The organism is bacterium (genome assembly GCA_030019025.1).
Classification (GTDB): Bacteria; Hydrothermota; Hydrothermia; order UBA1063; family UBA1063; genus UBA1063.
In genome coordinates, this window is sequence record JASEFR010000009.1 from 44,619 (window position 1) to 58,133 (window position 13,515).

General features: G+C 39.3%; 12 protein-coding genes. 5 read left to right on the forward strand and 7 right to left on the reverse strand.

Annotated features, from left to right (window positions below; genetic code table 11):
* Positions 1-57 precede the first annotated feature (57 nt).
* Positions 58-2,526 (forward strand): hypothetical protein, encoded by a 2,469-nt coding sequence (locus tag QMD82_03655; protein ID MDI6851016.1) that lies wholly within the window; start codon positions 58-60, stop codon positions 2,524-2,526.
* 2 nt (positions 2,527-2,528) lie between these two features.
* Positions 2,529-3,593 (forward strand): DNA-processing protein DprA, encoded by a 1,065-nt coding sequence (gene dprA, locus QMD82_03660; GenBank protein MDI6851017.1) that lies wholly within the window; start codon positions 2,529-2,531, stop codon positions 3,591-3,593.
* Here dprA and QMD82_03665 read toward each other — a convergent pair.
* Complete coding sequence (locus QMD82_03665) at positions 3,590-4,222, reverse strand: deaminase (GenBank protein ID MDI6851018.1); 633 nt, start codon at positions 4,220-4,222, stop codon at positions 3,590-3,592. The genes dprA and QMD82_03665 overlap by 4 nt on opposite strands.
* Positions 4,223-4,228: 6 nt before the next feature.
* Positions 4,229-4,576, reverse strand: coding sequence for a PKD domain-containing protein (locus QMD82_03670; protein MDI6851019.1), 348 nt, complete (start codon positions 4,574-4,576; stop codon positions 4,229-4,231).
* 78 nt (positions 4,577-4,654) lie between these two features.
* Between QMD82_03670 and cdaA the strand changes: the two genes are divergently transcribed.
* Positions 4,655-5,407, forward strand: coding sequence for a diadenylate cyclase CdaA (cdaA, locus tag QMD82_03675; GenBank protein MDI6851020.1), 753 nt, complete (start codon positions 4,655-4,657; stop codon positions 5,405-5,407).
* Positions 5,404-6,288 carry a hypothetical protein gene (locus QMD82_03680; GenBank protein MDI6851021.1) on the forward strand — a complete coding sequence of 295 codons (885 nt, stop codon included), beginning with the start codon at positions 5,404-5,406 and terminating at the stop codon, positions 6,286-6,288. Before cdaA ends, QMD82_03680 begins: the two co-directional genes overlap by 4 nt.
* Here the strand turns inward: QMD82_03680 and fabG are convergent.
* Genes fabG through QMD82_03700 form a run of 4 tightly spaced genes read right to left on the reverse strand, consistent with a single transcriptional unit; the run spans position 6,280 to position 12,081 of the window.
* Positions 6,280-7,008, reverse strand: coding sequence for a 3-oxoacyl-[acyl-carrier-protein] reductase (gene fabG / locus QMD82_03685; protein MDI6851022.1), 729 nt, complete (start codon positions 7,006-7,008; stop codon positions 6,280-6,282). The genes QMD82_03680 and fabG overlap by 9 nt on opposite strands.
* A 9-nt stretch (positions 7,009-7,017) precedes the next feature.
* The gene (locus QMD82_03690) at positions 7,018-7,662 is read right to left on the reverse strand and encodes an endonuclease V (GenBank protein MDI6851023.1); all 645 of its coding nucleotides are present in this window, start codon (positions 7,660-7,662) and stop codon (positions 7,018-7,020) included.
* Positions 7,643-8,899, reverse strand: coding sequence for a histidine--tRNA ligase (gene hisS / locus QMD82_03695; GenBank protein ID MDI6851024.1), 1,257 nt, complete (start codon positions 8,897-8,899; stop codon positions 7,643-7,645). Before hisS ends, QMD82_03690 begins: the two co-directional genes overlap by 20 nt.
* The gene (locus QMD82_03700; GenBank protein ID MDI6851025.1) at positions 8,896-12,081 is read right to left on the reverse strand and encodes a C25 family cysteine peptidase; all 3,186 of its coding nucleotides are present in this window, start codon (positions 12,079-12,081) and stop codon (positions 8,896-8,898) included. Before QMD82_03700 ends, hisS begins: the two co-directional genes overlap by 4 nt.
* Positions 12,082-12,210: 129 nt before the next feature.
* Between QMD82_03700 and QMD82_03705 the strand changes: the two genes are divergently transcribed.
* Entirely contained in the window at positions 12,211-13,134 is a 924-nt protein-coding gene (locus QMD82_03705) for an isoaspartyl peptidase/L-asparaginase family protein (GenBank protein ID MDI6851026.1), read from the forward strand.
* A gap of 70 nt (positions 13,135-13,204) precedes the next feature.
* On the opposite strand, the gene QMD82_03710 is transcribed toward QMD82_03705, so the two are convergent.
* Positions 13,205-13,515 (reverse strand): T9SS type A sorting domain-containing protein (locus QMD82_03710; GenBank protein ID MDI6851027.1); only part of this gene is annotated, 311 nt, incomplete at its 5' end.

Genomic DNA, 13,515 nt, shown 5'->3' on the forward strand with positions numbered 1-13,515 from the left:
TACAATATTGCGCGGATTATTTGAAAAATTTTATGGAAAGATTTATCCTTTTACTCAATGGAAAATTTTGAGTCTTTTTTGCATTTCAGCTTTTTTGATTTTTTGAGAGAATTAGCTTTCTTATTTACAAATGGATTTAAACCCCATCTGCTATACATAGAGTTCCCCTTGATAGGCACAATTGAATTGCTTGACTCTCTGGCGAAGAACTATCCTTTCTCAGAAAGAGAAGCTCTTTTTATCTTTAGTAACTCTTCTTTATTAGTACTGACCCCAGAGCCCGGGCCGTTCCTTAAACATTTAAAACAAAAGGAAATCTATAAGAAGTTTTTAAAAGGAAAATTAAACATCGTGACTTTATATCTGAGAAAATTTGAACACCATCCTGCCAACATTTTAAGAAGACTTTACGAGAAAGCCCAACAGGAAAAGAGGCACCTTCACATTCCAAATATAGAGAGCTACAAGAAACTTGCAGAATTAATATCCAGAGGTGATGAGGAGATATTTGTTGACCTGCCGGAAGAAAACCCCTTCTTTTCAACGGAAACCCTTCAGATAATCACGGGGAGTAAAATAGCCTTCATAAAGGGAGACAAAATTAATTTTCTAAGACTTAAAGAGGGAACAAAAATTAAAACAATCAAACTTATCAGCGATAACGATTCTACGATTAAAATTGATACAATAACCGTAGAAGACGTCCATAAAACTTTGCAGTCTTACTTTATTACTCCCAACGTAAACAGGGAAATTCTGGAACTTCTTTATTACAGAAGTATGAAAAGCTTTTCAAAACTCTTCTGGTTGCTAAATCTCCTCGATTCTAAAAACTTTTTCAAGTGGGATGAGAATACAGGCTGGGTATTAAATGAAGGATTGGCATTTCCCTATGAAAACTACTATACAGAGAAGTCAAGAAGGTTATTTAAATCAATGGGTAAAGAAGAAAAGCTAATAACTTACTTGATTCTATCTTCTGCCCAACCATTAGACAAAACGGACATTATAAAATTATTCCCTAAGATAAAAACCCAGACGATAGATAAAGTTATCACAAATTTAACCGACAACAGAATTATTAAAGTTGTAAAAAACAAAATCTATTCCTTCCATCCCGTGATCGAATTTAATACAATGCTTGACCTTCCCGAGCGGTATGTTAAAGAAATCCATGGCAATTACGCCCACTTGCTTCACACCAAGAAAATGAACGGTTTTCCAATTGCCTTGTGGGAGATTGCAAGACACTTCGAACTTTCAGGAGATTCCCGGAACGCATTTAAATACTATTATGAAGCTATAAACGAAGAAGTAAAAAATAAGCAATATAATAAAGCGCTACAACATGCGATTAAAGCAAAGTTGCTCGCAAAAACAAAGAAGCAAAAATCTTCAATAAGAGAAACTATCGTCACTATCTACACTAAAATGGGTGAATATGTGAAGGCCCTCGAATTTATTAAAAGCATGGAAGAAGTAGAAAATAATCACTGGCGGGATAAGAAAAGAGAAATTGAGCTATTGACAGAACTTGGGGAAACAAAGAGCGCCGCGAAGAGCTTAGAAGACTTCCTCTCTACAAAAAAAAGATTCTCAAAAGACCTCCTTTTGTTGAGACTTAAAATTGATTACAATGCGGATAGGTTGGAGTGGAATACGGAACTACTCCTAAAAAAACTTGAGTCAAAAAATTCTTCTCATAACGGAAAAGCAGAAATTTTTGAAGTCTTAGGTGATTGCGAATTTTATAGAAACAGGATTAAAAAAGCCACCGAATATTACTTAAAAGCGCTGAAGGCATCTAAGAAAATAGAAGATATTACCCTCCTAAAACTGAAATTAGCTGAGATGCTGCTTTTAAACTTCAAATTCAGGGGGGCATTGAATCATTTAGAAAACGTATTATGGGCATTGGGTGAAGTTAAAAATAAACATGCGAGAGAAATCATATTGGGAGAAATAGGTAAGATATATCTCTTTCTTCTCCCACCACGCAGTTATGAAACTTTTATTAAGAGATCCATTGACGATATTCTGAACACGACTCCCAAAACAAATTACCCATTCTATTTCTACTCTGGGCTTATATTGATTCATTCTGGCCTTATAAGTGAAGGTTATAACCTTGCTATGAAAGGAATCGAATTTGAGAAGCAAAGAGGAAATATATTCAGAGCCAATCAGATGTCACTCATTCTAACTCAAAGGTTATTGAAATATAACGAACTGAATAAAGCCCGAGAACTTCTGGAAGGGATAAGGACCAAGAGCGAATATATTTTCGCACGAAAAAGGATACTTGAGAAACTGCTGGAAATGTTGCAAAATGATAGTGAGATAAATATGGAGGAGGTTGAGAATTTGGTTTCCATGAATGCTCTGAATGCCTTGATTTTCTTCGAAGCTACTGAAAACATAAAAAAAACAGAAATCGACAGTATCAGGTGTACACTTCTCAATAAGTACAACGATTTAAAAAGTGCTCTAACGGAATTTGACCTCATGAACCACTATTCTATTTAAAAATGGAGTACGTTTTCACACTATACTCAATTCAGGGAATAGGTTTTGTTTATTACAAGAAACTGGTTTCCCATTTCGGAACAGCGGGAAAAGTTTTTGAGGCGAGCTTCCAGGATCTGAAAGAAATTGTACCCGAAAAAATCGCAATCTCAATAAAAAGTGTAAATCTCGAACTTTCGCTAAAAACTGCCTCCGCTTTTATAGAAAAAGGTATAAAATGTATCGACTTCACCTTCAAAGAGTACCCTGAAGCATTTAAAATAAAAGAAATCTTCCCGCCCGTTATTTTTTATAAAGGGGAACTTCCATCTTCAGAGGAAAGGAAAATAGCAATAGTTGGCACTCGAAAGCCGACAAATTATGGAATTTTGACAACTCAGAAACTGTGTAAGGAGCTAACGGAAAACAAATTTCACATAGTATCCGGGGGAGCACGAGGGATTGATACCGAGGCTCACAAGACTGCCCTTAAAGAAGGAGGAAAAACGACAGCAATTTTAGGATGCGGAATTGATGTAGTATATCCACCTGAAAACCGCCCTTTATATGAAAAAATCGCTCGGAAGGGGTCTTTAATTTCAGAATTTTTCCCCGGAACAAAACCTTACAAAGAGAACTTTCCGAGAAGAAACAGGCTAATTGCAGGATTGGCAGATTGCGTTCTCGTTGTTGAGGCGGGAGAAAAGAGTGGTGCATTAATAACCGCCAGATGGGCTTTAGAGCTGGGAAAGGAAGTGTACGCCATCCCCGGGCCTATCAGCTCGCCCGCTTCCGCAGGCACAAACAGACTCATAAAAGAAGGCGCAAAACCGATAACTTGCGTAGAAGACATTTTAGAAGATTTCGGAATTGAGAAACCCCAAAAAGTAAAAAAGGATTTTTCGGAATCACTCACGGAACAGGAAAAAAAGGTCTTTGAGAAAATATCCCACGAACCAAAACATTTTGATGAATTAGTATCATTAACAGGTTTAATAGTCCCGGACCTCCTGTCCATTCTATTCCAGCTTGAAATCAAAGGGTTAATTTCAGAATTACCAGGGAAATTTTACACAAGAAGCAATTAATCCCTGCTTAATCTATCAACCTTAATTCCGTTTATTTCAAGAAAAGTCTTAGAAGATTCTTTGAACCTTTTATCTTCATAATCCTCAATATACACAACCCTCTTTATACCCGATGCTACGATTAGCTTCGCACATTCCATGCAAGGCAAAAGGGTTGTATATAGAGTAGCGCCTGTGATATTAGTTCCTGCTTTAAGAGAAAATGCGATAGCGTTCTGCTCCGCGTGAATTTCGTACCTTGAGTGTATAAAGTTCAAATTGTAAAAATCATTCTTACCAGCACTCCCATTGCATATTTTTTTCAATGATTCCTCTAATTTACTTCCGAAAAACTTGACAAAATCTTCAGTGTATTTGTGAAAATATTTAAACCTATTGTAGTACTCCCGAGCAAATGCTTCTACTCCCCCCGTCTCAAGATACTTCCCTACGATATCTCTATTTTCATGTGCAAATTCAAGGACCTCTTGGAGCTCATCACACTGAGGAAAGCCCGAAGGTGAGCCGTTATATCCCATTGAAACTATTCGATTCTCTTTAACAACAAGGGCACCTGTTTTATAGTAAACACAGGAACTCTGCCTCCTAACAATTTCAAGAATCTCGATGAAGGTGGAATCGTGCAACATACTCTTTTATTCTATTCTTATAGTTTTTCCTGAAGACCACAAGCTGTAATTGCCTTCATAATCCTTGGCCTGAACACTTACGTAATAATCACCAGGAGCGACATACACCTTTTCAAATAACACTAAGGAACCGGACCTTACCCACTCTGAATAATCGGAAATATTTCCATCACCAAAGTCAACTCTTACACTAACATAATCACCATCAGGGTCAATGGCCCTTACCTTAATCGCAATTATTTCCTTGGGATGAGCAGAAGTGGGAATTTCCACGATTTCAGGGACAGGAGGGGAATTCTTTTTAATTTCACAGGCTAAAGAAACCAGCAATACCAACATGAATAATTTTTTCATAGTGTTAATTATACCCTATTAAAAAACGAACTCCAACCTTCACTTTGAAAAGCTTGAATTCTGGAGTAAAATTTACTTATGAAACTTTACCCTCTTACCATCCGTGACATCGCTGACATTGCCCTCGTCACTCTTATAATTTACTACATACTGAAGCTCTTCAAAGGAACAAGAACTATCTACATCATCACAGGTCTCATTGCAGTTGTCGGATTATCTGCCGCCTCAACTCTATTCAACCTCAAAGGGTTAATGTGGTTACTTTCCGCCTTTACAAGGTATGGCCTGCTGGCATTGATCGTTATCTTCCAGCCAGAGATAAGAAAAGGTTTGGCAGTTATTGGTACAGGTACCTTCATCGGTGAGAGAAAAAAGATTGGGATCGCTGAAATTCAAGAACTGGAAAGGGCATTAAGACAAATGGTCCAAAGGGGAATTGGTGGTATAATAGTTATAGAGAGGAACATGAGACTGGATGAACTCATTTCTGAAAGCGGAGTGAAGATTTACGCAACTCTTTCAGCGCCTCTTATCCTATCAATCTTCCTGCCTGACAGTCCTTTGCACGACGGTGCAATTATAGTAAGGGGAAACTATATAATAGGCGCAAGGACCATTTTGCCTCTTTCTCAAGTGGGAATTGTTGAGGGAAGCTTAGGAACCAGGCATCGGGCAGCCCTCGGCGTGACGGAGCACTTTGACTGCCTTGCAATAGTCGTATCAGAGGAGAGAAGGTCTATAAGAATAGTCCAAAAGGGTGTTCTCTCCGAGAGCTTAACCTTTGAAAACCTCAGAAAATATATGGAAGAATTGTTGATTAAACAAGGATGAAAGGCCTCAGTTTTATAAAAGAAAACCTCGGATTGAAAATAATATCACTCATCCTTGGTATTATTGTATGGTTTAACGCAACAACGGACGAAATCTCTGTATATACTATTCCTTTCAAGATCTCCTACACTTTTCAGGGACTTGGGGACTCCCTTGTTATTATAAACAGATTGCCCGAGTACATAAACGCCTCAATAAAAACTTCGGGAAAAACCTACCTGAGGATAAAGTTTTCTGAAAAAGTCGTTTATAAAAACCTTTCAAATCTTCGATATGGAATTAACGAAGTAAAATTCGACTATGAGGACCTACCACTATCACTAAAAGACATTGAAATATTCAGCATAAATCCCCGAACGATTTTGGTTCAGGTAGACAGAATCCAGAAAAGAACAGTACCCGTTAAAGTGGTATCAGTATTGCTTCAAAATAACAACCTTTTTGTAAAGTCAATAAGTGTTAGCCCTGAAACAACAACTATAATAGGACCTGCATCAATAGTAAGCAAAATACAATTCTTACCATTAGAACCTATAGAAGTCAAGAAATCCAGTGATACACTCTTCATTTCTAAAGTTGAAAAACTCAACAACGATTTCCTAAAAATCGAAAATACGGAAGGGTTCAAAGTAAGGCTCTCCTTAGACACACTCTATCGAGACTCTACCTTTTTGAGAATTAGGAAATTCGAGCAAAGAATTAAAATCACCTTCTTACGGCCTGCCGATTATCAAGTATCAAATAAAAGCTTCAATATAAAGGCAACTCTTATAGACAGTTTGGAAAGTCTTTCAGTCTATAAAATAGAAGTTGAAGCACCTCAACCTTTAAAAATCCTATCCATAGAGCCTGAAATGGTCACAATTAAAAAATCAAATTAGGCCGCCGTCAATAGTAAATACCTGGCCCGTTATATAGCTCGCCTCTTCACTGACGAGAAAAGTAGCTAATTTTGCAACATCCTCAGGTTTGCCAAACTTTTTTAAAGGAATTCTGGCGAGATATTCCTTCTTAATCTCCTCAGAGAGTTTATCGGTCATCGAAGTTTCAATAAAGCCTGGGGCTATAGCGATCACCCTGATCCCCCATCCTCCAACTTCTTTTGCCAGAGACTTGGTAAAAGCAATCACACCAGCCTTAGAAGCCGAATAGTTTGTTTGTCCAGCATTCCCCGTTATTCCAACCACTGATGAAATATTTATAATCACTCCCGACTTAGCATTAACCATGTATTTGAGGACAGCATGGGTCATATTGAAGGTTCCAAGGAGGTTTATCTTGATCACCTCTTCCCAATCAACAGGAGACATTCTGACAAATAGCTTATCCTTTGTAATTCCCGCATTATTGACAAGAACATCAATTCTGCCAAACCTGCTATTGATTTCCTCTGCTAACTCCCTACACGCCTTATAATCAGTTACATCCAACACTTTATAATGACTTTCAAAACCCTTTGATCTCAGCTCATTTTGAGCCTTTACCAGTTCCTCTTCCTTTCTGGCGGTAATAACGGGAATATAACCCCTCTGCCCGAGTTCCATAGCAATTGCGAACCCAATTCCTCTTGACCCACCCGTTATAATAGCCACTTTGCTCATAAGACCTCCTTATTTTTCCCTTCGGGTAAATAAGTGAGCCACCCTTAATGGCTCTAGTATTTTATAATGCAACGTATTTTCTAAAACTACCTTGATGGCCATATCAAGGTCAACGAGATGGCCAATGGATACGTAAAGCGGTTTTGATCTATCCTTGGTAACAAGGCAGGCTCCAATGACGGCATTGTTTCTATCCCTTAGATAGGTAAAGTTTCCTCGAACAAGCTCAGGCATATCGCAATATCCATACAATCTACTCTTTGCGACCCCTATTGTTGGAAGATTCAATAAAACCCCAAGGTGGGAGGCAACGCCAAATCCCCGTGGATGGGCAATTCCTTGGCCATCAACGAGCACGATATCGGGTTTAACTTTCAGCTTATTGTAAGAATCTATTAGAAATGGCACCTCTCTGAAAGCGAGATAACCGGGGATATAAGGAAATTCAATCCCTCTTTTGACAACTGCTACATCCAGCAATTTAAACTGCCTATTAAAAACCACAAAAACTCCAACACCTTCATTTTTACGATAAGAAACGTCGCATCCACCAATATATTCATAATCTTGAAGCTTATTTACAGTGATAACAAGGCTTCTCAGCTCCTCCTGAACTTTTTTAAGTAGTTGAATTTCAGGAAGTTTCTCTTTCATACAATGCCTTCAATTCATTTTCATCGACTTCTATTTCTTCACCCGTCTCCATATTTCTTACCCTCACCTTCCCTCGCATTATCTCATCCTCACCAACAATAATCGTCCTTTGTGCGCCAATTCTGTCGGCAATTTTTAACTGTGCTTTCAAACTTTTAAGCTCATAACACATATCCGAAGGAATGTACCAATCTCTTAGTTTTTTCAGAAGTCTTATTCCATAACCTCTTTCTACCTCTCCGACGGTAGCAACAAAGTAAAATGGTCCTTTCAACTTTGGAATCGCACTTTCCATCGCAACCACAATCCTATCCACGCCAATGGCAAAACCCATAGCCGGTGTTGCAGGGCCTCCCAGTTCTTCCACAAGTCTGTCATATCTCCCACCGCCACATACAGTATCTTGGGCTCCCAACTCTTTAACTTTAATCTCAAAGACGGTATGTGTGTAATAATCAAGGCCCCTCACGAGTTTCGGATTTATAGTATACTCTATCCCCCAACTATTTAAGTAAGATTGAACATCTTCAAAGTAACGGTAAGACTCACGGGAAAGAAATTCAAGAATAACCGGAGCATCATAGAGTTTTGGAGCATCAATTTCGCAGTCCAAAATTCTCAAAATATTCGTGGTTTTTCTTCGATTACACGTCTCACAAAGGGCAAACTCCTTCATCAGTTCCTTTTCTTCAATGTAGTCAAGGAGTGTTCTCTTGTAAATCTCCCTTTCCTCTGGTGTTCCAATAGAATTAATCTCCAGTTGGAAATTCTCAAGGCCCATCTCTTTGAGAATCCTGACCGCCATTTCTATTACCTCGGCATCGAGAAGAGGGTCTTTTATTCCGAGGGCCTCAGCGCCAATCTGCCAAAATTCTCTGTACCTACCACGCTGAGGCCTTTCCGCCCTAAACATGTTCATAACATAAGCCAGTTTAGCAGGGGGATGTATCTGATTCTCAAGGAAAGCTCTGATAATAGAAGCAGTACCCTCGGGCCTCAAGGCCAATAGCCTCTCACCTCGGTCCTGAAAAACAAACATTTCCTTTTCCACAATATCCGTTGAGGCTCCAATGCTTCTGGAAAACAATTCGGCGTACTCAAAGGTAGGAGTGATCATGAACGTATAGCCATAACTTTCAAGTACTCTTCTGGCTTTTTTAATTAATCCCTCCCTGAACTTTTCCTCCTCAGGGAGTATATCTCTCGTACCTCTCGGTCTTTGGAATTTAGCACTCATTTTACTATCACCATCCTTTTTGTTTTGTCTAAAATTTTAACAAAATAAACTCCACTCTTTATCCCCAATAGTGGAACAACTAATTCGTTTATACCTTCTGCTAAAGCAAAATTAAAGCTTTTAATAAGCCTGCCATTAACATCAAACAGGCCTAAATTTATAAACTCTGAATTTTGGGATAATAGCAAAAACCTAAAGGACCCACCTCTTACAATCATTGGAAAGTTCAAAATCTTTACTCCTTCAAAGGACAGTTCTTCTTTCCTTACAATATCTTCTTCTGCACTCACAATTTTGATTTCATCCAGACCCCAATAAGTTTCGGAAGAACTATCTTTTGTAAAGGTTATTAAAACCCTCACATAATCGGGGTTGTCTTCAACTTCTCCTTCATATTGATAGTAAGCCCAGTTTCCATAGATTGACTTCTCATCCAAGGCACCACCCGCACCAAGAAAGGCAATATCCTCAACTTCTGTCCTCAAAACATCCCCTCCACTTAACCACTCCTTCCGTAGTGAAATCTTAACTCCCGTTGTACCGTAAATGGGGAAACTGTAGGTGAAATAAAGGCCGAGCTTAAATTTTCCATTTAATCTAAACCTTTCCGAGTAAATTTTTGCCTGTAACGGGAAGGGTGCAAATTCATCTTTGTAGGTTAAATATTTATCAAATGGCCCTGCTTGATCTGAAAGACAAAAATAAGTTGTATCTCCATACCATTTGTCCATTCTTTCAAAATCGGTATAAAAAAGTTCGGAGTCAAAAATCAAGGAAATATCAAACTTTAAATAGATGCCGTTAAACTCAAAAAAGAGACGTAAATTTCTACCTTTGGGGACATCAGTTTCTAATGTAAACTCCGCTTGGCTTTCCACTAAAAGAGAATCATTGTAAAATCCTAAGGGAACAAGGCCGGGAACCTCATAAACACCAAGCACTCGTCCCTTGAGCCTCATAAAGGAACTATTTACAAATCTCAAAATAAGGGAACTATCCCCTGAAGCATAAGAAACAAAGCGGATTGAGGGCCAGGCAATTTTTAGAGAGTGAAAGCTCTCCCCTTTTCTTGAACGAATTCTCAAGGTTTTAACGGTATTCTTCTTCAAACTTTCTGGTACTATACATATCACATCAAATCTCAAACTTTCCCCGGTTTGAAGATTCACAGATATTCGATCAGGATCAAATAGGAGCCCTGATGATGACAATGAAATTGTGTCAGCAAAGGGGGATTCTCCTCCATTCGCTATAGTTAGGCTTAAAATGTTATTTTCACCTGCCCACACCCAATCCCTGAAACTTCCATCATTCTTAACTTTAACATCAAAAACTATATCTCTTCTTTTTAACTCAACCCACTCAGAGTAGATGTGAAAGCTGGGTTTCCAGAGGGTAATAAGGACAGAATCGCAAAGCGTATCTATGTCGAGGGAAATTATTCCCGAAAAATCGGATTTCTTAACCGCGAGAACTGAATCGCCTACCATTAAGGTAGCGGTTACCCCGCTTAAAGGTTGTCCATCATAACCCACAACCAATCTGATATTAGTATCGCCAATATCCTTTGAAAAGATTTCCAACTCCTTAGGTTTCTCCCTCCACAGATAGAGTGCAGGGTCTCCGAAAAGGTTGATCTCATAATAACACCATCGATAAACGTTTGAATCTCTTGCCAGCGGAGCAAAACTTGCCTTGTGATTCCAAAAAACCTTTCCCAGTTCATCATCCTGATTCTTAAAAAGTAACTTAAAGAATTCATTGTCAAAGATATCAGAGTACCCAAATCCTGGATTTCCTGGGGCTCCCCAACCATAACGGGAATTGGCAACAACACCTAACGCACCGCCCCTGGCCGTTACAAGTGCTTCCGCCAGAGAAGGGTAATCCATCGCCCCGACCCAACAGCCTATGGAGTATAGAAAGAAGGGGGTGTAAACGTTGGTTAGAGCCACTGTATCGGAAATTCCGATAAAATCGTTTCCGAACCACATCGCAGTAATCCATCCATGCCCATCGTGGTTTACCAGATTGACACCACTATTTAAAGAATTGATGATCTCGCTCTTTATGGCGTTACCGTAACTTTCGTAGAACCCAAAAACAATATAGTCTGGAGGAAGAAATTTTTTACGAATGTTCTCTTTGTGAATCGATTGATCTGTATAAGGGATTTCCCACAAAATTTGAGCGAGAAAAACCGCCTTAAGAAGAGAAGGATTATCAGGGGCTACTTCGTACCCCAAAAGTTTATACAAGTAATTAGCAAGTTCTACAGTATCTTTTACAGGCAGTCTTCCCACATAAAAATCGGGGTAAAGTTCAACGGAATCTTCGACTTCACCGTAAACCATATTTCCGTTAGCATCGTAATCACCATCAATATCTGCATAATAAAGGTCAGAAGGTATATCATTTTCATTGGGCATAAAACCAGCCTGACAATCAAAAGCATAGAGATAAACCAAAGGGATTAACGTCTCGTCACCCACCAAAAGCAAAAATCTCTCACCCTCGTAACTTGAGTACATTTTTAAAAAATTGCGAATTTTCTCCGCATCATTTCTGCCTTGGTACTCTGAGAATATCTCTTCCAGAGCCTTGAATACAACCTTGTATCCTTTCTGCTTTCGCAATCTTATTAAGGGATTTAGGAAATCTCTAAAATTTTGCGGGGCTATTATAAGGTAAAGGGGTTGATAGAAACCCTGTTTCGTAATTTCTCCTTCAATCCTGATTGAAAAAATCCTAATATACTCCGCAACGGAATCCCCGGGATTATATCGAAAAGGGAAGAGTATGAGTTCAAGGGTTGTATCAACGCCCTTTGTTATAACTCTATACGTGAAGTAACTATCGGGATAGAAAGCTTTTTCACTATAGAAAAGGCTGTCAAAAGGGTTTTCTTCTTTTACAGTTTTCATTGAAAGAACTTGAGGGGGTAAGGTAGGGGGGATAATACCGTTAACCTTGATTGTCTCTACCTGAACTGGTTTCACTTCAACCCCTTTGAAACCCTTCAAAGAAAAAGAAAGAGTTTTAGCGGGTATGCTCGGTCTCCCCTTATAGTACAACACCGGAAGCTCGGTGGTGAGTTCCTTTAAAATTAAGTCCACTGCCTTTTCACTGGTTAAGGGAAAACTAACCTGCAGTGAAAAGGAAAATATTAAAACGAGAAACATTTTTTTATTTTAAAGCGCTTGAGTCGTATTTGCAAATCTAAATCCTTTATTATCAATAAGATACACTGAATTGTTAAAGGAAATTAAAAGTCTGTAGGAAATTCTTTACTACAACTTTATAATTTAGCCATGAAGGCAATAATTGTTCATGGTGGAGTTGGGAAGGTAAAACCCGACAAACTTGAACGAGTTAAGGCGGGTTTGAAAAGGGCAGTGGAAGCGGGATTTGCCGTCCTTCAAGAAAAAAATGATGCCCTTTCAGCTTGCGAGGCGGCCGTTAACGTGCTTGAAGATGACCCTGTATTTAATGCAGGAACCGGTTCGGTGCTTACCCTTGACGGCAGATGCGAGCTGGATGCTGCAATTATGAAAGGTTCGACACTGGAGGCAGGTGCCGTTGCGGGAGTGGAAAAAATAAAAAATCCCATAAGTCTTGCTCGTCTTGTTATGGAAAAAACAGACCATGTGCTTCTAATCGGCGAAGGAGCAGAAAACTTTGCGAGAATAATGGGATTTCCAGAATATAACCCTATAACCGAAGAAAGACTTGAAGAATGGAAGAAGCTCAAGGAAAAACTCTTAAAGGGCGAACCTTTACATTGGAAAAAAATCTATACACTCATAAAACAACACCCTGACCTTCTGAAAGGCACAGTGGGATGCGTTGCCATTGATGACCATGGAGAAATCGTAGCAGGAACTTCTACAGGCGGCGTGTTTCTAAAACTGTTTGGCAGGGTTGGTGATACCCCCCTTCTCGGTGCAGGCACTTACGCTACACTCTTTGGTGGAGCTTCCTGCACCGGCATTGGTGAAGGAATAATGCGCACTTTGCTGGCAAAAACTGCCTGTGATTTTATGAGAATGGGTATTTCTGCCCAAAAGACTGCAGAGGCCTGTATTGACCTTATAAACAACACAGTCAAAACTGAAACAGGCATTATAACCCTTGATAGACATGGGAACATTGGCTTTGCTTACAATACTGAGAATATGCCAGTTGCCTTCGCCTCTTCCGAAGACCCGGAAATAAAAATAGAAGGGCTTCCTTAAAAAATTAAATTTGTGCGAAAGAAAAAGGGGGCCCATGCAGGCCCCCTTTTTCTTTCGCAGCCAAATCTCCTTACCTGACCAGCAGGAACTTATTCACGTGATCCTTGCCATCCGCTTTCAATCTCACAAAGTAAATCCCCTGAGGAAGCGCCTTCCCATCTATTCTTAACCTGTAATAGCCTCTGTCGTATTCACCCCTTGCAAGAACCTTTACCACCCTTCCCTGTATGTCAATAATTTCCAGAGTTATATGCGACTTCTTGGCAAGTGTAAAGGCAACAAAACCCGTTCCCCTCATAGGATTGCTCGAAAGACCCAACAAGGCCGTCCTTTGAGGCAACTCCTCAATTACAGCTGAAATCAACCCAGTTGTATCGGTGG